The organism is Marinobacter gelidimuriae (assembly GCF_000372805.1).
Taxonomy (GTDB): Bacteria; Pseudomonadota; Gammaproteobacteria; order Pseudomonadales; family Oleiphilaceae; genus Marinobacter; species Marinobacter gelidimuriae.
Genome location: NZ_KB889828.1, coordinates 78,146 through 99,542, shown reverse-complemented (window position 1 = coordinate 99,542; position 21,397 = coordinate 78,146). Strand labels below are relative to the sequence as shown.

Genomic DNA, 21,397 nt, shown 5'->3' with positions numbered 1-21,397 from the left:
AGTCAGCTCACCAATTCAGAAAACGGAAAGTAAGTGACGGTGTCGCCAGGGCTCAGGGTGTTGTGTTCTGGAACTACTGCCAGGCCATCAGCCCAGCAGGCTGAACTGAGAACACCGGAACTCTGGTTGGGGAACGCTTTGATGATGGTAGTGCCCCGATCCTGCTCCAGCCTTGCTCGCACAAATTCCCGCCGCACGGAGGCCGACGCCACGCTGAATCCGGCCGCGACCTGCTGCCCTAAAGGATGGATGTGCAGGCGCCCCTGGCACTGGCGAATATACGGCATGCCTACCACCAAAAATGTGACCAGCACCGCCGCCGGATTGCCGGGTAAGCCCAGTACCGGAATGCCGCCGATATCGCCAAACGCCAGCGGCTTGCCGGGTTTGATCGCCATGCGCCACAGTGATAGCTGGCCGGATTCTTCCAATACTGCGCGCACGTGGTCTTCTTCACCCACAGACACGCCGCCACTGGTGATCACCAGGTCGGCGGCTTTGGCTGCCCGCTGTAGAGTTGATCGGGTACCCTCGCGGGTGTCCGCCAAGCTCTCACACAGCACCACTTCGCAGCCTGCTTGATCCAGCAGGCCTAACAAGGTGTAACGGTTGGTGTTGTAGATCTGACCGGCTTCGAGCGGTGTGCCCGGGTCAACCAGTTCATCGCCGGTGGTGAGTATTGCCACTTTCAGCTTTTTGAACACTTCAACCTCGGCAATGCCCATGCTGGCCAACAGGCCCATTTCCTGGGGGCGAATTAGGGTGCCTTGGGCCAGAGCCAAGTCGCCCGCGGCCAGGTCCTGGCCGCGACGGCGGATGTTCTGATCGAGCTTTACGTCGCCGTCGATCAGCACGCCATCGGCATCAACCTTTGTACGCTCCTGCATCACAACGGTATCGGCACCTGATGGAATTTCGGAGCCAGTAAAAATCCGCGCGGCGGTGCCGGCAACCAACGCCCCCGGTGCCTGGCCGGCGGGAATGCGCGCCGAAATCAAAAGCGGCTTTCCAGGCTGAAAATCCTCTGTGCGCAGAGCGTAGCCATCTACCGCGCTGTTATCGGCTGGCGGCACATCGGCGGGCACGGTGTAGTCCCGAGCCAACACCCGGCCCAGAGTACGGTGAACCGGGGCAAGCTCAACCTCCGCTGGCGGCGCGGCAAGGGTCAGCAAATGCTGTATAGCATTTTCAACGGGGGTCAGATCGACGGCGGCCATGGTACTTGCTTTCTTTGTTAGGGGTGATTAGGCGTGAAAATCGGATAACTGATCGGCTGTTAACGCGTTTTCTACCTTATTTTTTACCGTATTTGCTAGCGCACAGCGCGCTTGCCAATCACTTGATTCAGACGCTCTGTTGCCCGTTCCGGCTTGCGCCCGACCAGTGCAGAGAAATTGCAAGGGCCGTGGCGGCTGTCCAGTTGGGTGGACAGAATACCGTTCCAGCCGGTGCGACAGGCGCCGGTAGAGCCAGGCAGGCAGAATATGACCGTATGATTGGCCAGTCCGCCAAACGCCCGGGACTGGATAGTCGAGGTGCCAATTTCTGCGGCTGACAGCCGGCGGAATTCCTCACCAAAACCTTCAATGGTTTTGTCCAGCAAGGGCCCAAGGGCCTCCGGCGTGCTGTCGCGCTCATGGAAGCCTGTACCACCGGTAATAACAACGGCATGAACCTGTGGGTCGGCTATCCAGCCGCTGATCAACGCACGCATCAAATAAACATCGTCTGGCAAAATGCGCCGCGCAATCAGATTGTGGCCGGCCTCGACCACGCTGTCTTCCAGAAACTGGCCAGAACCGTCCTGGCTTTCGCCGCGGGTGTCCGACACTGTCAATATGGCAATATTCATAGGAATCAGTTCCTGGCTTGGCTTGCTGCTCATGGGCGGCTCCTGTTTTCGGCGATAAAAAGTGTGAAAGAGTTTGGCCTTTAGTATCCGCATCGTGGGGCGTTAATGGAAGGGGAGTAACTCTTTGTGGGGAACCGCCCCAAACTCATAGGAACCGCCCAAGGCAAGCCTCTGAACGTAAGCGAAGCCTGGATAAAACGGCCTGAACGCGCAATCCCTTGCGAAATTGGTGGTTTTTTCGGCTCTGGCCTTGACATTCGGCGCCGAGGTAGCAGATTATCGATCCTGCCCGGCGAACGATTGTTCCCACTCTCTGGCTTCCGTACTCATATTCCGGACTTTATTATCTCCCGGTTGCTCCATCTGGCCAGCATCCCGTTCTTTAGACTGTACTTATCAATTCGTTCCGGGGCACCCCTTCACCCTAACGTTCGCTTTCTTCCATTCCTGAAAATTCAATAAACTATGAATCTTACTGAACTCAAACAGAATTCCATGCCCGAATTGCTCGAAATTGCGCAAGAAATGGGCCTCGACAATCTTGCACGCTCGCGCAAGCAAGACGTTATCTTCACCATACTCAAGCGCCACGCCAAAGGCGGAGAAGACATTTACGGCGATGGTGTACTGGAAATTCTGCAGGACGGTTTTGGTTTCCTCCGTTCTGCCGATGCCTCTTATCTGGCGGGTCCTGATGACATTTATGTGTCACCCAGCCAGATCCGGCGATTTAACTTACGCACTGGCGACACCATTTCCGGGAAAATTCGCCCGCCCAAAGACGGCGAGCGCTATTTTGCGCTGTTGAAGGTCAGCGAGATCAACTTCGACAAGCCCGATAACGCCCGTAACAAGATCCTGTTTGAAAACCTGACCCCTTTGTTCCCAGACGAGCGCATGCATCTGGAAGCCGGTAACGGCAGCACGGAGGACTTGTCTTCCCGCGTATTGGATCTGGTTGCGCCTATTGGTAAGGGCCAACGTGGTTTAATTGTGTCGCCGCCCAAGGCTGGTAAAACCCTGCTGATGCAGAGTATTGCCCAGTCAATCACCCGTAACCATCCGGAATGTCACATTATTGTGCTGCTGATTGACGAGCGCCCGGAAGAAGTAACGGAAATGCAGCGCACCGTGCGCGGCGAAGTGATTGCTTCAACCTTTGACGAGCCGCCAGCCCGCCACGTACAAGTGGCAGAAATGGTTATCGAAAAAGCCAAGCGCTTGGTTGAGCACAAAAAAGACGTGGTTATCCTGCTGGATTCCATTACCCGTCTGGCTCGTGCCTACAATACCGTGATTCCATCCTCCGGCAAAGTACTGACCGGCGGTGTTGACGCCCACGCTCTGGAAAAGCCCAAGCGTTTCTTCGGCGCCGCGCGTAATGTCGAAGAAGGCGGCAGCCTGACCATTGTGGCCACCGCTCTGGTGAACACCGGTTCCAAAATGGACGAAGTGATTTACGAGGAATTCAAAGGCACCGGCAACATGGAGATCCACCTGGATCGCAAGATTGCCGAGAAGCGTACCTATCCGGCCATCAACATCCGCAGCTCCGGCACCCGCCGCGAAGACCTGCTGATGAGCGAAGCCGACATCCAGAAAGTGTGGATACTGCGCAAGCTACTGCACTCCATGGACGACGACACCGCAGCAATCGATTTTTTGCTGGATAAGCTGAAAGACACCAAGACGAATGACGACTTCTTCCAGTCTATGAAACGCCGTTAAGATTTTTTCGCATTTGTTTGGGGTGTTGCGCCGTGCCGGGGAAGGCTTTCCCCCGGCACAGCTCCCGGAAATTTAAGCGCGCGTTGAACTCAACGTAAAGGCCGTTCCTCATTCTGTTGATGCTTCAGGCTCGACTGAACCAGGCTCCAAATCTGAACCAATCGCTCGAAACCCACGTAAATGGCCGGAACTAACCGGAGCAACGCATGAAATACAACGACCTGCGGGATTTTATCAACCAGCTGGAAAAGCTGGGCGAACTCAAACGCATTTCAGTCGAAGTAGACCCCCACCTGGAAATGACCGAAATCTGCGACCGTACACTGCGTGCTGGCGGACCGGCCTTGCTGTTTGAAAATCCTAAAGGGTATGACATGCCGGTGCTGGCCAACCTGTTTGGCACCACTAGGCGGGTTGCTTTGGGTATGGGGCAGGAGAACGTTACCGCGCTGCGCGATATCGGCAAACTACTGGCGTTTTTGAAAGAGCCTGATCCCCCCAAGGGTTTCAGAGACGCCATCGAAAAACTGCCGCTGTTCCGACAGGTTATGCGCATGAGCCCTAAAGTTTTGCGCTCTGCACCCTGCCAGGACGTGGTGATCGAGAAAGACAAAGTCGACCTTTACCAGATGCCCGTGCAGCACTGCTGGCCGGGGGATGCTGGCCCGCTGGTTACCTGGCCGCTGGTCATTACTCGTGGCCCCCATAAAGAACGCCAGAATCTGGGTATTTACCGGCAGCAGGTGATTGGACGCAATCGCCTGATTATGCGCTGGCTTAGCCACCGTGGTGGTGCGCTGGATTTTCGCGATTGGCAGAAAGCCAATCCCGGCCAGCCGTATCCGGTGGCTGTCGCTCTTGGTGCGGACCCCGCAACGATTCTGGGAGCGGTGACGCCGGTGCCTGACTCGCTGTCAGAATACGCCTTTGCAGGTTTGCTTCGTGGCAGCCGTACCGAGTTGGTGAAGGCCGGGTTGAGCGATCTGCAGGTGCCCGCAAGCGCCGAGATTGTGCTGGAAGGGTTTATTTACCCCGACGATATGGCGCCGGAAGGCCCGTTTGGTGACCATACTGGTTATTACAACGAGGTGGGTCAGTTTCCGGTGTTTACTGTAGAGCGTATCACCCATCGTAAAGACCCCATTTACCACAGTACCTACACCGGTCGCCCGCCCGATGAACCGGCGATTCTGGGCGTGGCGCTGAACGAAGTGTTCATCCCCATTCTGCAAAAGCAGTTTCCCGAGATTGTTGATTTCTACCTGCCGCCAGAGGGCTGTTCATACCGCCTGGCGATCGTAACTATGAAAAAGCAATACCCGGGACACGCTAAACGGGTGATGATGGGTGTGTGGTCATTCCTGCGCCAGTTTATGTACACAAAGTTTGTTATTGTGACTGACGACGACATCAATGCCCGCAACTGGGAAGACGTTATCTGGGCTATGACTACCCGTATGGACCCGGCACGTGACACCATGATGGTGGAAAACACCCCCATCGACTATCTGGACTTTGCCTCACCGGTATCGGGCCTGGGCTCGAAAATGGGCATGGACGCGACGAATAAGTGGCCTGGTGAAACCGACCGCGAGTGGGGTGAGCCCATTACCATGACTCCCGAGGTAAAACAGCGGGTGGATGAACTGTGGGATAGCCTGGGAATTACCCTGCCGGCGAATTCCGGGGTTGAATCTGTGCCTGGCCGCCCCGACTGATATGGCGGACAGTTACCGGGTCCGGTTACAGCCCTGTGGACTGGAATACCGGGCCAATGCCGGTGACGATCTGCTTAGCGCCGCAGCGGCTGCAGGTATCGCAGTGCCCATGGCGTGCCGCAACGGTGTGTGCGAGATCTGTGAAGCCCGCATGCTTGCCGGCATGGCTGTAAACACGAGAAATCAAAATACACTAGCTGTTGCCCGCCGCCTGATGCTGTGTCGTACTCGGGCCCTGGCTGATGTGGAACTGGAGATAACGTCTGTGATCGCTGCTGGAAGTAATCCGCCGCGGAAAGTCCTTGCTAAAGTGCTGGACGTCCGCCCACTCAATCACGATATTTTTCGGATTGAGCTGCAATTACCGCGGCGCCGCGAGCTGTCGTTCCATGCTGGCCAGTATTTGGCGATTCACCTGGATAACGCAGGCCCTGCCTATTTTTCCATTGCCAGCAGTCCGCAGCAGGCCAATATAGAATTGAACATTCAGGCTTCGCCGGGGTGGGCGTCGGGGCAGATTATTGTAAACGCGCTGCAAGTGGGCGCCGAAGTGATGGTGGAATTGCCCCATGGTAAAGCCTGTTTGGCGGCGATACCCAAAAAGCCGCTGCTATTAATCGCAGCAGGCACCGGATTTGCGCAAATGAAAAGCCTGATAGAGTACTTGCGCAGCACCGATTACAACCAGCCGGTGGTGTTGTTCTGGGGCGTGCGCCAGCGACAGGACTTGTATTTGCAAAGCCTGGCCGAGCAATGGGCCAAAGACTGGCCGCCATTCCACTTTGTGCCGGTGGTTGGGGATAACGAAGACAACGAATGGTCCGGGCACCATGGCCAGCTGGCGCATGCTGTGTTGGGCGCCGACATTGATTTTAGCAATGTTGAGGTACACGCCAGTGGCTCGCCCACCATGGTGTACACCCTGATGGACGCCTTGAAAGACGCCGGAATGCCAGCGGACGTGTTCTTTTCAGATGTGTTGGAATATGCGCCGCGGTCATAGCCGCGGCGCACACTCAGCCCCAACCCCAACCCCAACCCCAACCCCAACCCCAACCCCAGCCCCAGCCGTCAGGCTTTTGGCATAGGCAGGCGGGGCAGGCCGTTATCCTTTTCCAGGCTCTGCATCAGCAGATTTATGCTGGCGGTGTCGTGCCCCATGTGAGCGTTCAAGCGGCTCAGCTCGGCCAGGGTTTCACGCTTGTGCTGCAGTTTCAGGCTGGTTTCAAAGTATTCTCGTGCCTTCCCCCACAGCTCATTGCGCAAGCTTAACCGACCCAACGCCAGCAGCAGTTCGGCGTTATTGGGGCGGTCTTTCAGCCACTGTTCGGCCAGTAGTAGTTGCTCGTCAGGCGCCTGGCTTTCTACTCGGCCGTAAAGATTAATCAGCTCGTCGCTCCAGTGATTACGCAGCACTTTGCGCAGCAGTATTTCGGCCTGCGCCTCATCCCCCAGGCCAGCCAGAAGGCTGGTGTAATTGAATATTGTGCGTTCGTCACGGCGCATAGATCTGGGTAACTGATCCCACAGACCGGTGAGTGAATCCAGGCTGGCGGCGGGATTGCTGGCTTGTTCCTTACGGCACTTGCTGGCGGCTTTTTCCAACAGGTTGTGCCAGGTCTGGCGCTCAAGATCGTCCAGTTCGGCTGGAACAAGAATGTTGTACTTGCGCAATTCCGGTAGCAATTTGGAAAGCTCACGCCAGTCTTCCAAACGCAAATAAGCGGTTTTCAGCAGCTTGAGTACAAATGGATGATGAGGCGACTGCTTGCGCAGGCGCAGCAACGTGGCCAAGGCCTGTTCCACCCGATTGCCCGCCAGCTGCAGCTGGGCCTGGGTAATGCCGACGGCCATATCAGACCCCGGCGTGCTCTCAAACGCTTTGCGCAGCAGTTCGTCTACCGCTTCGTGGTCACCGCACTCAAACGAGGCCTGTGCCGCTGCCAGATAGTTGATCAGCGGCGTATCAGCGTTGCTTGCCGATGAGGTCAACATCTTTTTTGCTCGCGGCCAGTTGCCTTCGGCTAGCGCTAAAAGCCCTTGAGTGGTGCGGCGGCGCGCACGGCTCTCTTTGCCGCGGGCTATCCAGCCCGACATCATGCTGGTGCCGTTGCGTAAGCGCCGCACCAGGCCAATCAGCATGACTGTCAGTACGACCAATGCCACCAGCAGTGCCAGGCCTACCCAAAAATTGGTTTCGACCAGATAATTGCCAAAGCTGACTCGAATGTAGCCCAAGTCATACTGCAGGCCGAACGCCAGCCCGGTTCCCAGCAGCAGTGCCAGTACAATAATGACCAGCAAACCTATCATGAGTTGCCTCCGTTACCGGTGGCCCCATTGACTGGCGCATCGCCATTCTGGTCATTGCTGTTTGCGGAGGCATCCTGATCGCCATTATTGTTCGCGCCGCGGCCGGCAACACGCTGTTTTAGCAGTCCCAAAGAGCGGCTGATGTCTGGTAGTTCAGGGTCTACATTGCGGCTGGCGAGCTCGCCCAAAGTGTCTGCCAGAGCGCCAACACGGGCGTTATCGGCGTTATACCACTCCTGCACCGTGGTACGGGCTTTTTCCAGGGATTTCTGATACAATGCCTGGTTGCCGCGCAGTACCGCCAGTTCGGCTTCTTCCAGCATCAGCTGCAGATTCAGACGGGCGTAGGCGGATTGATCCGGCGACAACAAGGGTTTTACCTGTTCATCCAGCCGCCTTACAACAACAACCTGTTTGAGCGTGCGGGTAAATGACTGCCAGGCGCGAACCGCCATGTTGGGCTCGCCCGCGTCGACGTCGGAGGCATCGGCTGAAAGCATGAAGCCAGGCGCGTTTTCATGAATCAACGCCTGGTTGGTAAGCTGATGAATACTATCTATAACGGCTTCCAGTTGTAGGTACAGGCCTGTTCTATCCACCGCGACAATGCTCTTTAGTGCCAGCATTTCCCGAGCTAATTGTTGGCGCACCGGATACACGCCGATATCATCCGACTCGGCCAATACGTCATCTGCAGCCTGCAGCGCAGAAGCCGCACCTTTTATGTCTTTCTCGATCAGCAGGCGTTGGTTGGCTACCCGCAACAGATACTCGGCTTCGGCCAACAACCAGTCGGTGCGGGTTCGATTGCCGGCTTCCAGCAGGGTGGTGGCGTTGTGGTCTATCTGCCGCTGCTGGGTGGCAATCAGTTCTCGCTGTGCGGCCACCGCGTCGGTCAGCGACTGCAGGCGCTGAGCCTGCTGACTGCCGCGTTCACCGTAGCGTGAATCAAGCTGGGCGGTTTCCTGTTGCAGGTCTTTAAGGACTTGCTGGCTGGTCTGATTGTTATTCCACTGCTGCCAGTTCCAAAGCACCAGTAACAGCACCAGAACCAACGCAATTATGCTGATCAGCCACAGCGGCCAGGTACGCGCTGGCTCCGGCTGCTGTTGTTGGACTATGGGGGCGGGGAGTTGTTTCTGTGTGTTGGTCACGGGCATCCTTACTTCGCTTTTACAGGGCCACCGTCTGGCCAGTGAGTCGTGCTGTCACACTGGCCACTATGTTGTTGTCTGTCAGGCCTGCTGGAACATGTGGGTTAATGAAGCCGGCTGTCTGAGCCTGCTCGGCCACCCGCTCCACGGGCACAATCAATAGTTTCCGATACAGATTATGGTCGTTCTTCGCACACAGCGCGACGAGATTTTTCAGGGTTTCACCCGATAAGGTAATCACAGCGTCCGGGTTAAAGCCATCTAGAGCATGCGCCAATTGTGCCGCGGAATACTGTGGACAAAAGCGTTGGTATAAGGGTAGCACAGTTATTTGAGCGCCCCGCTGGCGCAGGGTGTTCCGCAATAAGTCGCGACCGTCGCCGCCGCGGGCCAGCAGAACTCGCTGGTTTGCCAGGTTTTGTAGCGGCGGCAATGCCAGCAAGGCTTCGCTGGTCCAGCCTTGTGCGGGCCTGCGAGCAGTAATTCCGTAGCGTGACAGTTCAGCAACGGTGCCGGCGCCCACGCCGTACCAGTGAATGCCTACGGGCAGTTGCGGCCACCAGGCATCAACCTGCTCCAGCAGTTGGCGCGCAGCGTAAGGGCTTACCGCCACAATATGCTGGAACAGGTCCAGGTTTTGAATGTGGGCCTGGTGTTCTGCGCTCAGTGCCAGCGGCGCGCGGTCAATCAGCGGTAAGCACTCGGCCTGTGCCCCGGCTGCCTGAAAGGCCATCGCCAGGCGATCAGCCTCTGGCTGCGGGCGGCAGATAAGAATGCGCCGCCCGGCAAGGGGCAGTAACGCAGACTCAGGTCGGAGTGTAGCCATAGACTTCAGCCAGTACTTTGTCAGCGCCCTGTGCCAGCAGGTCTTCGGCTAATTCGCGGCCCAGGCGTTCCCCTTCGCTGCGGTGTACGCGGCCTTCGGCGCGGAAAATAAGGCTGCCGTCCACCGCGCCCACCAGGCCGCGCAACCACAACATATCGTTGTCTTCCAGCAGCGCATAGGCTGCAATGGGCACCTGGCAGCCACCGTTAAGCCGAGTGTTCAGTGCGCGCTCAGCTTTGACCCTATCCGCACTGTCGGTGTGGTTCAACGGTTCCAGCATGGTCCGCAGTTCCTGATCGTCAAGCCGGCATTCAATGCCTAAAGCCCCTTGGCCCACAGCCGGCAGGCTTAGCGTGTCTGGCATGCAGTTGCGAATGCGGGCTTCGAAACCCAGTCGCTTCAGGCCCGAGCTGGCCAATATGATGGCGTCGTAATCGCCGGCGTCGAGCTTTGCCAGGCGGGTGTTTACATTGCCCCGCAGCACGCGAATTTGCAGGTCCGGGCGGTTGGCCCGTAATTGAGATTCGCGGCGTAGACTGGATGTGCCCACTACCGCGTTCTGCGGCAGGTCATCCAGGCTGCTGAAATGGTTGCTGACAAAGGCGTCAGTCGGGTCGTCACGCTCGCAGATGGCTACCAGTCCCAATCCTTCGGGGAAGGCCATGGGCACGTCTTTCATGGAATGTACGGCCAGGTCGGCGCGGCCGTCGAGCATGGCTTCTTCCAGCTCTTTGACGAACAGGCCTTTGCCACCCACCTTGGCCAGCGGCACGTCCAGAATCTTGTCACCCAGGGTTTTAATCTTGACCAGTTCCACTGTGACGTTGCTGTGCAATCGTTCCAGCTCGGCTTTGATAAATTCTGCCTGCCACAACGCCAGTGCGCTGCTGCGGGTTGCAATGCGAAGATTTCTTGCGGACATGACACTCACTGTCGGTTCGTTAAATGTGGATCAAGGGTACCTTGTCGCCCAAAAAAAGTCTCGCTAAGGTCGGTCAGGTTGCTTGCTAACGTAGGCCAGCTCGCTCGCTAATGCAGATCAGGTTTTTCGCTAGTGTCTACCAGGTCGATAGTCCTGCAGCCACTGGCGTAGCTCGCTGGCGTGGCGGCGGCTAACCGGCAGCTCGCCAAGGCCATCACGCAGAACCAGAATCGCCTGGCCGCGAACGTTGCGGTGCAGCGCCTGAATAAATCGTGTGCCAACCAAGGTATTACGGTGCACCCTCAAAAGGTGGTCACCGTAATGTTGCTCCAGCTCTTTAAGGGTGTAGTCGCACAATACGTCACCCTGTAAGTGGTGAAGGGTGACGTATTTTTGGTCAGCCTGGCAGTAAATCAAGGAAGCCAAGTCGATCAGTTCGGTACCGCGATACGTGCGCACGGCCAGTTCGCCACCGGCGGGGGCAGTGCTGGCCGGTGGCTGCTGTTGCAGGCGGTTGGTTTTTGCAGCCCGTTGCAGCGCCTTGGCCAGGGCGTCTTTGCGTACCGGCTTCATCAGGTAAGCAGAAGCGTTTACCTCAAACGCCTGCAGTGCATAATGATCGTAGGCGGTGCAGAAAATGACCGCGGGCGGGCGCTCAAGCTGGCTCAGGTGGGTGGCCACGTCCATGCCGTCGGCGCCGGGCATGCGAATGTCCAGCAATACAATGTCCGGCTCCAGTTCTGCAACGGCTTGCAGTGTTCTGTCGCTGTCGGTCGCTTCACCGCAAACGCTGTATCCGGGAAGTCCTTCGACTAGCCTCCGCAGGCGGTCGCGGGCCAGGGGTTCGTCGTCGGCAATCAGAATTCTCTGGCTGGTCATAGGCTTTTTGTGGCGCTTCTTTTCATAATGTTTCTCGCTTCGCTTCTGTTAATGATGTGTGTCGCTGCGCTCCCTGGCGGTCTACTTGCTGCGCGGGCAGGCGTAGGGTCACGGTGTAAATGTCGCCCTGATGGCTGTGTTTGAGCACCGCACGGTCGCCGAATAACGCCTGGATACGGGCCTGAATATTGTCCAGCGCCATGCGGTTGCCGCCGTGGCCGCTGTGGCCGGGTTCGGGTTTTGGGTTCTGCACGAGCAAGTATACAAAATCGCCGCTGGCCTGCGCTTCTACCCGCACAATGCCGCCTTGGGCACGGGGTTGAATGCCGTGGTAAATGGCGTTCTCAACCAGCGGTTGCAGGGTTAGGGGCGGAATAGCCTGGTTTTGCAAGCCGTCAGCGATATGCCACTGCAGTTGAAGGCGATCCCCCAGACGTAGGGCCTCGATATCCAGATAGCGTTGGCACAGTTCCAGTTCGCGCTGCAGGGGAATCAGCTGTTCGCTGGTGCGCAGGCTGGCGCGGAAAAGCTCTGACAGGTCCAGCACCGCGTCTTCCGCCCGCTGGGGGTCGCTGGCGATAAGGCTGGCGATAGTATTCATACTGTTGAATAAAAAGTGGGGCTGAATTCGGCTCTGCAGCGAGCTTAAACGTGCTTGCAGTTCGGCTTCCTGTTGTTGTTGCCATTGGTGCTGAAGATAAAAGTAGCGAAGTACCATTAAGGTGATCAGCATCGCCAGCAGCATTTTTTTGGCAATGTTATGCCATTGAGGCGCGCCGGGCCCCGGATTTAGCACCCGGTCGGCAAACAGGCTGAAAGCGAAGACATCCGCCAGCACCAGAACAACAATGGCAAGCGTTGCGCTGGCCACAGACAGCTGCGCCAGGCGCGGACGCAGCGGGCAGATCATGGCGATACTGGTGAGCACGGTCCACTGTACAAACAACGACAGCAAGCCAAAATACCCCCAGTCAATCCAGCCGTGCTGCGTCTGCACCATCGCCAGTGCCAGCACCATCAGTTCGCTGGTAACGAGTAACATGAACAAGGCCCGCACCCGGCACAGGTCTGGCACAAAAAATCGCGAATCCACGGCGGTCGCGCTGTTACTAAGTGTCTGCTTTAACCGGGTCAGAATGTTATACTCCCGCTACTTTTTATTTACCCATTTTGGCCCTGTGACCTCGGGCTGCCAGCAGGAACTATAGATCATGACGGATAACAAATCGCCGGAGCAGGCCTCAAGCTCGGAAAAACCTTGGGGTGGACGTTTTACCGAGCCTACCGACGCCTTTGTCGAGCGCTTTACCGCCTCTGTCGGTTTTGATCAGCGCCTTTATCATCACGACATCACCGGCTCCATTGCCCATGCCACCATGCTGGCAGCGGTGGGCGTTCTGACCGACGAAGAGCGCGACACCATTCTGGAAGGGCTTAAGGCGGTTAAGGCCGACATTGAAGCCGGTACGTTTCAGTGGTCGGTCAGCCTGGAAGACGTGCACATGAACATCGAAGCGCGTCTGACCGATCGCATCGGCATTACCGGTAAAAAACTGCACACCGGCCGCAGCCGTAACGACCAGGTGGCCACCGACATCCGGCTTTATTTGCGTGACGAGATTGACGTGATTGCCGAGGAGATCAAACGCCTACAGGCCGGGCTGCTGAACTTGGCTGAACGCGAAGCCGACACCATCATGGCGGGCTTTACCCACCTGCAAACCGCGCAGCCGGTGACTTTTGGCCATCATTTGTTGGCCTGGTACGAAATGTTGGTGCGCGACGGCGAACGCCTGCAGGATTGCCGTAAGCGGGTGAACATCATGCCCCTGGGCGCTGCGGCGCTGGCCGGCACCACTTATCCCATTGACCGGGCGATGACCGCCAAACTGCTGGGTTTTGACCGTGCCTCGGAAAACTCGCTGGATTCGGTCAGCGACCGTGATTTCGCCATTGAATTCTGCAGCTTTGCCGCGCTGCTGATGACTCACCTTTCGCGCTTTAGTGAAGAGCTGGTGCTGTGGACTTCTGCGCAGTTCGATTTCATTGATTTGCCAGACCGTTTCTGCACCGGCTCGTCTATTATGCCGCAGAAGAAGAATCCGGACGTGCCAGAACTGGTCCGGGGCAAGACCGGTCGGGTGAATGGCCATTTAATCAGTCTGCTCACGTTAATGAAAGGCCAGCCGCTGGCCTATAACAAAGACAACCAGGAAGACAAAGAGCCGCTGTTTGACACCGTAGACACTGTGAAAGGTTGCCTGAGAGCCTACGCCGACATGGTGCCGGCTATCACGGCCAAGGCCGACAATATGCGGGTAGCAGCCAAGCGCGGCTTTTCCACCGCGACGGATCTGGCCGATTATCTGGTCAAAAAAGGCATGCCGTTCCGCGACGCCCACGAAGTGGTGGGCAAGTCCGTGGCCTTTGGCGTAGAGCAGAAGCGCGATTTGTCAGATATGACACTGGCGGAGCTACAGTCTTTTTCGGGTACTATCAGCGAAGACGTATTTGACGTGCTGACTCTTGAAGGCTCGGTGCAGGCACGTGACCATCTGGGCGGCACCGCGCCGGCGCAAGTTCGGGCAGCCGTTAAGCGCGCCCGTAACGCACTTAAGCAGGGTTGAGGTAATGGGTCTGAAATTCCCCGCGGTTGTTAAAGTCGCAGCGCTGTTAAGCCTTTTGTTGGTGGTCGGGCTTTCAGGCTGCGGCCAGAAAGGCGATCTCTACCGCGAAGCGCCTAGCAAGGAACCCTTAGCAAAAAGCGCGGAGCCGACGCCCGTGCCCATATCAGAAACGTCGGGTCAGGCCCGTTAATTCAGGAATTTTTATGGATTATTTCATTTACAAGAACGATGAGCTCTGGGCCGAAGACGTGCCGCTGGCGCGCATTGCAGAGCAGCACGGCACGCCGGCTTATGTATACTCCCGAGCGACCCTTGAACGCCATTACCGCGCTTACGACAACGCTCTGCAGAATCACCCGCACCTGGTGTGTTATGCGGTAAAAGCCAATAGCAATCTGGCGGTGTTGGACGTGCTGGCCCGCCTGGGTGCGGGTTTTGATATCGTATCCGCCGGTGAGCTGGAACGGGTGATCCGAGCCGGTGGTAACCCGGCCAAAGTGGTTTTTTCCGGCGTTGGCAAACAGCCCTGGGAAATGCGGCGCGCGCTGGAAGTGGGTGTGCGTTGTTTTAACGTAGAGTCTGATATCGAGCTGGACCGCTTGAACGCCATTGCCGGTGAGCTGGGCGTGAAAGCGCCGGTATCTCTGCGGGTAAACCCCGACGTAGACGCTGGCACTCATCCTTATATCTCTACCGGTCTGAAAGAAAACAAATTCGGTATCGATATTGACGTCGCGCCGGCGATATATGCCCGCGCCGCCAGCTTGCCTCACCTCGACGTGCGCGGTGTGGATTGCCACATTGGCTCACAGCTGACCACGGTGGCGCCATTTCTGGACGCTCTGGATCGGGTTCTGGCACTGGTGGACAACCTGGCAAAGCAGGGGGTCGAGATAAAACACCTGGATTTGGGCGGTGGCCTGGGCGTTACCTATAACGATGAAACACCGCCGCAGCCCGCCGAATACGTGGAAGCGATTCTTGAGCGTCTGGGCGACCGCAAATTGGAACTGATTCTGGAACCCGGGCGCTCAATCGCGGCCAACGCCGGCGTGCTGCTGACCCGTGTCGAATTCCTGAAGTGTACAGAGCACCGTAACTTCGCGATTATTGACGCTGCCATGAACGACCTGATTCGCCCCGCGCTCTATGGCGCCTGGCAGGCCATTGTGCCGGTGGCTCCCCATAGCAAGGGCGACGAAAAAGCCTGGGATCTGGTGGGCCCGGTGTGCGAAACCGGTGATTTTCTGGGTAAAGATCGCCAGCTTAGCTTGAGCGCCGGCGACCTGCTGGCGGTACGTTCGGCCGGGGCTTATGGCTTTGTGATGAGTTCCAACTACAACACCCGTAATCGCCCGCCTGAATTGATGGTCGATGGCGATCAGGTGCATGTGGTTCGCCGTCGCGAAACCCTGGAAGAACAATTGGCTCCCGAGAGTAGCCTGCCGTTATGAGTGGCGACGGGGAGCTCTTGGCCAACGTTGACGGCACTGCCTCCCGGCGCGGCGCTGGCGGCGCCTTTGTTGGTAGTCCGAGCGCCGCTTCTGGTGGCACTCTCGGCGGCAATGCGGGCGGCATTCTGCGTTTTACAAAAATGCACGGCCTGGGTAATGATTTTATGGTGGTTGACGCCATCAGCCAGATGTTTCGCCTGCGCCCGGAAATGATTCGCGAGCTGGCCGATCGCCATTTTGGCATCGGTTTTGATCAGCTGCTGGTGGTGGAGCCGCCAGGGCTGCCCGATGTGGATTTCCGCTATCGGATTTTCAATGCCGACGGCTCGGAAGTGGAGCAATGTGGTAATGGAGCTCGTTGTTTTGCCCGTTTTGTGCGCGATCAGCGCCTGACCAACAAAAAAGTGATGCGGGTGCAAACAGCGGGCGGCATTATTGAGCTGCGGGTGGGGAAAGACGGGTTGGTGAAAGTAGATATGGGCGTGCCAAGGCTTGAACCCGCCACGGTACCGTTCAGCGCTGACGAATTTGCACCGGTTTACAACGTAGACGTAAATGGCCAGAACATAGAGTTGTCGGCGGTGTCTATGGGCAACCCCCACGGCGTTCTGCTGACTGACGACGTCGACAACGCTCCGGTGGCAACGCTGGGACCGCTGTTAGAGAAGCATTGGCGCTTTCCTGCCAAAGCCAATATTGGGTTTATGCAGATTGTGGGTCGCAGCCATATTCGCTTGCGGGTGTTTGAACGTGGTTGTGGTGAAACTCTGGCTTGCGGCACTGGCGCTTGCGCTGCGGTTGTTGCAGGATGTTTGCGGGGTTTGCTCGATCCGCGGGTAGAAGTAGAACTGACCGGAGGCCGGCTGATTATCGAATGGCAGGGGCAGGGAGCCGCTGTTATGATGGATGGCCCCGTTGCTAGCGTTTTTGAGGGCCAGCTGCGACTGCCCGCAGAGCCCGGCATTCGCCGCCGTAAACCCGCCAGAACCGGCAGGCAACGATCCTGACACCAGGAGCACACGATGACAGATTCAGCGGCCCGCCAAGAGGCCGGCGTTCCAAATGCAGAGCAAGTGGCGCAATACCTGCATGACAACCCTGATTTTTTTGTTGGACAGAGCGACCTGCTGCGCGACCTGACTTTACCCCACGATAGCGGGCGGGCCATTTCGCTGGTTGAGCGCCAGGTTCATCTTTTTCGCGAGCAGAGAGACACTCTGCGTCATGAGCTGGTTGAGTTGGTGGGCATCGCGCGGCAGAACGACCAGCTGTTCCAGAAAAGCAAGCGCTTACTGATGCAGATTATCGAAGCCAAAAATCTGAACGACATGGCGGCGGTGATTGATGACAGTATTCGCGGTGACTTTGGTCTGGACGCGGCCAGTGTGATTCTATTTACCGATGGCCCCCTACCGCAGGCGGCCCAAGGCGCCCTGCATGTGGTGTCGCCGGCGGTAGCGCACAAACGGCTGGGTAATTTGCTGGATGGCGGCCGCGCAGTGTGCGGCCAGTTCCGCGAAAGCGAGCGCGCTTTTTTGTTCCCTGATCGCGACGAGCCGGTTGCCTCGGTGGCTCTGGTGCCGCTGCGCAACCACGAACTTGTCGGTGTGTTTGCCATTGGCAGCTGTGTACCGGGTTATTTTGACCAGAGCATGGGTTCGCTGTTTTTAAGTTATATCAGCGACACTTTAAGCCGGTTACTACCGCCCATGGTACAGCGCCACTTGGTAGCATTGCCGCTAACCGACATTGCCGAGTCTCGTTGACCGATGCTCTGGGCCGGTGACAAACCGCGACACACTGGCCTGTTTCAGGGTGTTGACGGCTTCATTCGCCACCTGGCCTCTGAAAAACGCCTGTCACCGCTCACCTGCGAGCATTATCAGCGAGATCTGCTGCGCCTGCAGCGTTGGCTTCAAGAGTGCTATCAGACGCACTCTCTTGATCAATCTCAAGACGGCTCTCAAGAACACTCTCAAGAACACTCGGAAATCAGCTGGCAAAACCTCAGCAGTCACGACATCCGCCGCGGCGACCGCCTTAGCCACCGAAGTATTCAGGTGCGACTGGCGCGTTGGGGCTTGGTAAAAGGCGCCGATCAGAAACTGCACCCACACATGCTGCGGCACTCATTTGCCAGCCACTTATTGGAATCCAGTGGCGATCTGCGGGCGGTTCAGGAGTTGCTGGGCCATGCGGACATTGCGACCACTCAGGTCTATACTCACTTAGACTTTCAACACCTTGCCAGTGTGTATGATCAAAGTCATCCAAGAGCAAAACGGCGACGAATCAATCATGAATAAGCTGATCAGCACACGGACGTGTAACGCGCAGGAGGCCCCATGAGCGCAGAGCTGTCTTGGAAAGACCAATATCTACGGGAGTTGGATGCGGCCGAACACCGTGAGCAACAGTGGCAACAGCACCGCATGTTGCTTGAGCGAATGTTGGGGCGGATGAAGGGGCAGTCTGAAGCGCTGGCGACTCAGTTGGAAACCATGCAGCAGAAAATCGTCACCATGGAAACCGAGTCTGAGCTGATGCGCGAACAGGTTCTTAAAGAGCGGTGGCAGCGTTATAAAGGTGAAATGACAATTGCCATTGTCGATATCGACCTCTTCAAGCGCATTAACGATTCTTACGGCCATAAAGCGGGCGATAGGGTGCTGCAACTGCTGGCGCGGGAGTTGAAAAAAGACTGCGTTCGACAGATTTTATCGCCCGTATTGGCGGTGAGGAATTTGTGGTGTTGCTACCGGAAACCACAGGTATCCAGGCCAAACAAGTAATAGACAGCTTACGCGCTAATGTCGCAAAGTTGCCGTTCCACTTTAGCAATCAGCCGGTTACCATTACCTTTTCGGCAGGGATTGCGAGCATCAGAAGTGGCGATGACGAAGACACCCTGTTCGAACGCGCCGACCGCACGCTTTATATGGCCAAGAATGCCGGCCGCAACCAGGTTAAGGTCAGCACGGACTAAACGGGCCAAGTCCGCTGTTATCGCGTTCAGCTCAACCAAACCTTTGAGGAACCTCAGTGAAGGCTGCGCATGTTCTAATTTTGTGTTGGCTGTTAAGCGGGCTTCATACTCCGCTGCGCGCCGAACCGGCGAACATGCTGGGTGCTCCGGTTGTAGTCGGAGCCCCGCCTGCCAGCGCCAGCCCGTTTAACGAACCTGAGCTTGCCGCTAAGCCGCCTTTGGGTCTGGCGCCGGAAAGCGCCGACCGGCTTTGGTTGGCCGAACACGAGCGGGTTACCGTGTTGGTTAAGGCGGAGCAGGTACCGCTGGTGTTTAATACCGGGAGCGGTTCCCTGGCTGGCATCTATATCGATTACCTGGCCAAGCTGTCGATAAAATTGGGTGTGCCGGTAGAACCACGGCCGCCGGGTAGTGACGTGGATGCCGCACTGGTAACCCGTTTCAGCGATGCACCGCCAGCCACCGATTTTGTGCATACCCAGCCTTTGATGTCGTTAACTTACGGCTTGTTCGCCCGCGCCGGTGATGGCATTATTCGCAGCCTGGCAGACTTGGAAAACAGCCGGGTGGCGGTGATTAGCAACGATGTGAATCAATACCCGCTGCTTGACCCCGTGGAGAACTTTGAGCCAGTTATGGTGGCCGACGTTGCCGAGGCGGTGAACGTGGTGCTGTCAGGGCAGGCGGTTGGGTTTCTGGGGCCGGTGCCGGTGGTATCGGATTATCTGCAATCGGCGCGGGTGAATGGCATTAGCCTGGCTGTCCTGCCAGACCAGAAAACCATTGATGTTGTGCTGCGGCTACCCGCGAGCGAAGCTGAATCACCCCTGTTGCGACTGCTCAACGACGCCATAAACCGCATCGACCGCAACGAGCACCGCCAAGTACTGGAAGCCTGGCTGACCACGGAAGTGCCGCCCCAGGAAAAGCCCGGCAACGACCTGTCAGCGCGGGATTTGGCCTGGCTCAAGGGCAGCGCCAATTTGGTTGTGGCGTACCGCACAGACTGGCCGCCATTCGAGTTTCAGCAGGATGGAAAGCCCGCTGGCCTGGTACCGGATTTAATGTCGCGGCTGGAAGCCAAGCTGGGCGTGCGCTTTCAGAACACCGCGCCGATTGACCGGTTGCAGGCTGAAGAACAGCTCAAAACCGGCGAAGTGGATATTTTACCGGGCATTTCACGCACTCCCCGCACAGAACAGGACTTTCTGTTTACCCGGCCCTATCTGACCGTACCTATTGCTCTGGCGATCCGCGACGACGGCCGTTTCATTGGCGATTTGCGTGAACTACGCCAGGAAAAAGTGGGGGTGGTGAATCGCCATGCCGCTCACGATTACCTGTTGATCAATCATCCGAATCTGAATATCTATCCGATGACCAGCGTGGAAGAGGGCTTGCTGGCGCTGTCGAACGGCGATCTGGACGTGATGGTAACGCACATTCCGGCGGTCAGTTACACCGTGACCCGCCTAGGACTAACCAACCTGCGCATTACCAGCGTGACGCCCTATGAGTACGAATTGCGATTGGCGGTGCGCAAAGACAATCCGGATTTGCAACGCATCCTCAACAAAGCGTTGAGCAGCATGGAAAGCCTGGAAACCGAAACCATTTATAACCGTTGGATTCACCTGGATATTGAACAGGCGACCGATTACACCGTGGTGCGCCGGGTGACTCTGCTGGCGGTGGTGGTGGTGCTGATATTCTTGTACTGGAATCGCAAACTGTCGCGGGAAGTGGACGAGCGAATCCGCTCGGAAAACGCACTGCGGCGCAGTGAAGATGAACTGCGGGCGGCTAAGCTTGAAGCCGAGCGTTTGGCGCGGGAAGCGGAAGCCGCTAGTCTGACAAAAAGTGAATTCCTGGCCAACATGTCCCACGAGATTCGCACCCCGATGAACGCGGTGATCGGTTACAGCGATTTGTTGAGCAATACGGTAACAGACCCACAGCAGCGCAATTATCTGGACGCCATTCGCGCCGGTAGCCGCGCATTGCTGATGCTGATTAACGACATTCTGGACTTGTCACGAATTGAAGCGGGCAAAATGCGGCTGGATTATGCGCCGGTGTCTATGCGCAGAATGCTCGGCGATGTGTTGCACATTTTCGACCTGCGTGCCCGCGATCAAGGCGTTACCCTGGAGGTCAGCGTGGGTAAAAAGATGCCGGCAGCGCTGATGCTGGACGAAACACGCCTGCGCCAGGTGCTTTTCAACCTGGCGGGTAACGCTATAAAATTTACCCACGAGGGTGGGGTAACGGTACGCGCCAAGGCCAGCCCCTTGCCAAAGCAGAGCTATCCGCCGGGCACCAAACCCGGAGAACCCGAGCACCCGCGTTACCGGCTGGAAATCACTGTTACTGACACCGGAATCGGCATTGCGACTGACCAGCAAGAGCGAATTTTTGATGCCTTCGAGCAGCAGGAGGGCCAGAACTCGCGGCGCTACGGCGGCACTGGCCTTGGGCTGGCCATCAGCCGTAAACTGGCGCTGATGATGGGCGGAGAATTGACCCTGAAAAGCACCCTTGATGAAGGTTCAGTGTTCAAGCTGATTCTTCCGGATGTGGCCTCAACCGGCGAAGAAGTCGAGGAAGAAGGCAAACCGGAAGAAGGTGAGCGCCTGCTGGCGCAGACTTTGAGTATGCAGGAACGGGGTTGGTTGCGGCAGCAGTTGGCGGAAGATTTCGGTGACGAGTGGGAAAGCGTGCGCAAAAGCGGTGATCCGGAGAAAATGCGCGATTTTGCCGAACGTCTGGTGGCATGGGGCCAGCGCTACCGTTCGCACTCGGTATCCAGCTATAGCGAAAAGCTGCTGGCAGACGTGTTGGCGTTCAACCTTGACGCGGTGAATAGTTCATTAGAGTCGTTCCCGCGTCTGCTGGGCCAGGGTAAAGGGCAGGGTAACCAGTCATTCTGATTCGATAG

The 21,397-nt window shown here is 57.1% G+C and carries 18 protein-coding genes and 2 pseudogenes; 12 read left to right on the top strand and 8 right to left on the bottom strand.

The window, feature by feature from the left end; genetic code table 11:
• Positions 1-2: 2 nt before the first annotated feature.
• Complete coding sequence (locus A3OI_RS0101650; RefSeq protein WP_018402616.1) at positions 3-1,217, bottom strand: molybdopterin molybdotransferase MoeA; 1,215 nt, start codon at positions 1,215-1,217, stop codon at positions 3-5.
• Positions 1,218-1,312: 95 nt separating this feature from the next.
• Positions 1,313-1,885: a molybdenum cofactor biosynthesis protein B gene (moaB, locus tag A3OI_RS0101645; RefSeq protein WP_018402615.1), complete on the bottom strand. Its 573-nt coding sequence runs from the start codon at positions 1,883-1,885 to the stop codon at positions 1,313-1,315.
• A 432-nt stretch (positions 1,886-2,317) separates the two neighbouring features.
• On the opposite strand from moaB, the gene rho reads away from it, so the two are divergent.
• The 3 genes from rho (at position 2,318) to A3OI_RS0101630 (ending at position 6,301) form a co-directional block, all read left to right on the top strand.
• Positions 2,318-3,580 carry a transcription termination factor Rho gene (rho, locus tag A3OI_RS0101640; protein ID WP_026223940.1) on the top strand — a complete coding sequence of 421 codons (1,263 nt, stop codon included), beginning with the start codon at positions 2,318-2,320 and terminating at the stop codon, positions 3,578-3,580.
• A gap of 206 nt (positions 3,581-3,786) precedes the next feature.
• Complete coding sequence (gene ubiD / locus A3OI_RS0101635) at positions 3,787-5,298, top strand: 4-hydroxy-3-polyprenylbenzoate decarboxylase (RefSeq protein ID WP_018402613.1); 1,512 nt, start codon at positions 3,787-3,789, stop codon at positions 5,296-5,298.
• 1 nt (position 5,299) lies between these two features.
• Positions 5,300-6,301, top strand: coding sequence for a 2Fe-2S iron-sulfur cluster-binding protein (locus A3OI_RS0101630; protein ID WP_026223939.1), 1,002 nt, complete (start codon positions 5,300-5,302; stop codon positions 6,299-6,301).
• 68 nt (positions 6,302-6,369) lie between these two features.
• On the opposite strand, the gene A3OI_RS0101625 is transcribed toward A3OI_RS0101630, so the two are convergent.
• The 6 genes from A3OI_RS0101625 to A3OI_RS0101600 form a co-directional block, all read right to left on the bottom strand.
• The gene (locus tag A3OI_RS0101625; protein ID WP_018402611.1) at positions 6,370-7,611 is read right to left on the bottom strand and encodes a heme biosynthesis HemY N-terminal domain-containing protein; all 1,242 of its coding nucleotides are present in this window, start codon (positions 7,609-7,611) and stop codon (positions 6,370-6,372) included.
• Entirely contained in the window at positions 7,608-8,771 is a 1,164-nt protein-coding gene (locus A3OI_RS0101620; RefSeq protein ID WP_018402610.1) for a uroporphyrinogen-III C-methyltransferase, read from the bottom strand. The genes A3OI_RS0101625 and A3OI_RS0101620 overlap by 4 nt, the downstream gene beginning before the upstream one ends.
• Before the next feature lie 13 nt (positions 8,772-8,784).
• The gene (locus A3OI_RS0101615) at positions 8,785-9,591 is read right to left on the bottom strand and encodes a uroporphyrinogen-III synthase (RefSeq protein ID WP_018402609.1); all 807 of its coding nucleotides are present in this window, start codon (positions 9,589-9,591) and stop codon (positions 8,785-8,787) included.
• Positions 9,572-10,513: a hydroxymethylbilane synthase gene (gene hemC, locus A3OI_RS0101610; RefSeq protein WP_018402608.1), complete on the bottom strand. Its 942-nt coding sequence runs from the start codon at positions 10,511-10,513 to the stop codon at positions 9,572-9,574. Before hemC ends, A3OI_RS0101615 begins: the two co-directional genes overlap by 20 nt.
• 129 nt (positions 10,514-10,642) lie before the next feature.
• Entirely contained in the window at positions 10,643-11,392 is a 750-nt protein-coding gene (locus A3OI_RS0101605; protein ID WP_018402607.1) for a LytR/AlgR family response regulator transcription factor, read from the bottom strand.
• Positions 11,393-11,414: 22 nt separating this feature from the next.
• Positions 11,415-12,485: a sensor histidine kinase gene (locus A3OI_RS0101600; RefSeq protein ID WP_018402606.1), complete on the bottom strand. Its 1,071-nt coding sequence runs from the start codon at positions 12,483-12,485 to the stop codon at positions 11,415-11,417.
• Between the two features lie 118 nt (positions 12,486-12,603).
• Here A3OI_RS0101600 and argH point away from each other — a divergent pair, with 118 nt between their 5' ends.
• The 9 genes and pseudogenes from argH to A3OI_RS0101555 all read left to right on the top strand — a co-directional run bounded on the left by argH (position 12,604) and on the right by A3OI_RS0101555 (position 21,389).
• Positions 12,604-14,019: an argininosuccinate lyase gene (gene argH, locus A3OI_RS0101595; protein ID WP_018402605.1), complete on the top strand. Its 1,416-nt coding sequence runs from the start codon at positions 12,604-12,606 to the stop codon at positions 14,017-14,019.
• 4 nt (positions 14,020-14,023) lie between these two features.
• Positions 14,024-14,209, top strand: a complete 186-nt coding sequence (gene lptM, locus A3OI_RS24540; protein WP_018402604.1) for an LPS translocon maturation chaperone LptM — start codon at positions 14,024-14,026, stop codon at positions 14,207-14,209.
• A gap of 13 nt (positions 14,210-14,222) precedes the next feature.
• Positions 14,223-15,473, top strand: a complete 1,251-nt coding sequence (gene lysA / locus A3OI_RS0101585; RefSeq protein WP_018402603.1) for a diaminopimelate decarboxylase — start codon at positions 14,223-14,225, stop codon at positions 15,471-15,473.
• Positions 15,470-16,480: a diaminopimelate epimerase gene (dapF, locus tag A3OI_RS0101580; protein ID WP_018402602.1), complete on the top strand. Its 1,011-nt coding sequence runs from the start codon at positions 15,470-15,472 to the stop codon at positions 16,478-16,480. The genes lysA and dapF overlap by 4 nt, the downstream gene beginning before the upstream one ends.
• A 15-nt stretch (positions 16,481-16,495) precedes the next feature.
• Positions 16,496-17,239, top strand: coding sequence for a DUF484 family protein (locus A3OI_RS0101575; protein WP_018402601.1), 744 nt, complete (start codon positions 16,496-16,498; stop codon positions 17,237-17,239).
• A 3-nt stretch (positions 17,240-17,242) separates the two neighbouring features.
• Positions 17,243-17,365: pseudogene (locus A3OI_RS24375) on the top strand (tyrosine recombinase XerC); the annotation flags it as partial.
• Complete coding sequence (locus A3OI_RS24370; protein ID WP_407635506.1) at positions 17,366-17,779, top strand: tyrosine-type recombinase/integrase; 414 nt, start codon at positions 17,366-17,368, stop codon at positions 17,777-17,779.
• Positions 17,780-17,818: 39 nt separating this feature from the next.
• Positions 17,819-18,459: pseudogene (locus A3OI_RS24185) on the top strand (diguanylate cyclase).
• A 56-nt stretch (positions 18,460-18,515) separates the two neighbouring features.
• Positions 18,516-21,389 (top strand): transporter substrate-binding domain-containing protein, encoded by a 2,874-nt coding sequence (locus A3OI_RS0101555; protein WP_018402599.1) that lies wholly within the window; start codon positions 18,516-18,518, stop codon positions 21,387-21,389.
• The last annotated feature ends 8 nt before the right edge of the window (positions 21,390-21,397 follow it).

Bases quoted from the DNA above. Each gene is read 5' to 3' on its own strand.
- A3OI_RS0101650 (WP_018402616.1), bottom strand. From the start codon at position 1,217: ATGGCCGCCGTCGATCTGACCCCCGTTGAAAATGCTATACAGCATTTG.
- moaB (WP_018402615.1), bottom strand. From the start codon at position 1,885: ATGAGCAGCAAGCCAAGCCAGGAACTGATTCCTATGAATATTGCCATA.
- rho (WP_026223940.1), top strand. From the start codon at position 2,318: ATGAATCTTACTGAACTCAAACAGAATTCCATGCCCGAATTGCTCGAA.
- ubiD (WP_018402613.1), top strand. From the start codon at position 3,787: ATGAAATACAACGACCTGCGGGATTTTATCAACCAGCTGGAAAAGCTG.
- A3OI_RS0101630 (WP_026223939.1), top strand. From the start codon at position 5,300: ATGGCGGACAGTTACCGGGTCCGGTTACAGCCCTGTGGACTGGAATAC.
- A3OI_RS0101625 (WP_018402611.1), bottom strand. From the start codon at position 7,611: ATGATAGGTTTGCTGGTCATTATTGTACTGGCACTGCTGCTGGGAACC.
- A3OI_RS0101620 (WP_018402610.1), bottom strand. From the start codon at position 8,771: ATGCCCGTGACCAACACACAGAAACAACTCCCCGCCCCCATAGTCCAA.
- A3OI_RS0101615 (WP_018402609.1), bottom strand. From the start codon at position 9,591: ATGGCTACACTCCGACCTGAGTCTGCGTTACTGCCCCTTGCCGGGCGG.
- hemC (WP_018402608.1), bottom strand. From the start codon at position 10,513: ATGTCCGCAAGAAATCTTCGCATTGCAACCCGCAGCAGCGCACTGGCG.
- A3OI_RS0101605 (WP_018402607.1), bottom strand. From the start codon at position 11,392: ATGACCAGCCAGAGAATTCTGATTGCCGACGACGAACCCCTGGCCCGC.
- argH (WP_018402605.1), top strand. From the start codon at position 12,604: ATGACGGATAACAAATCGCCGGAGCAGGCCTCAAGCTCGGAAAAACCT.
- lptM (WP_018402604.1), top strand. From the start codon at position 14,024: ATGGGTCTGAAATTCCCCGCGGTTGTTAAAGTCGCAGCGCTGTTAAGC.
- lysA (WP_018402603.1), top strand. From the start codon at position 14,223: ATGGATTATTTCATTTACAAGAACGATGAGCTCTGGGCCGAAGACGTG.
- dapF (WP_018402602.1), top strand. From the start codon at position 15,470: ATGAGTGGCGACGGGGAGCTCTTGGCCAACGTTGACGGCACTGCCTCC.
- A3OI_RS0101575 (WP_018402601.1), top strand. From the start codon at position 16,496: ATGACAGATTCAGCGGCCCGCCAAGAGGCCGGCGTTCCAAATGCAGAG.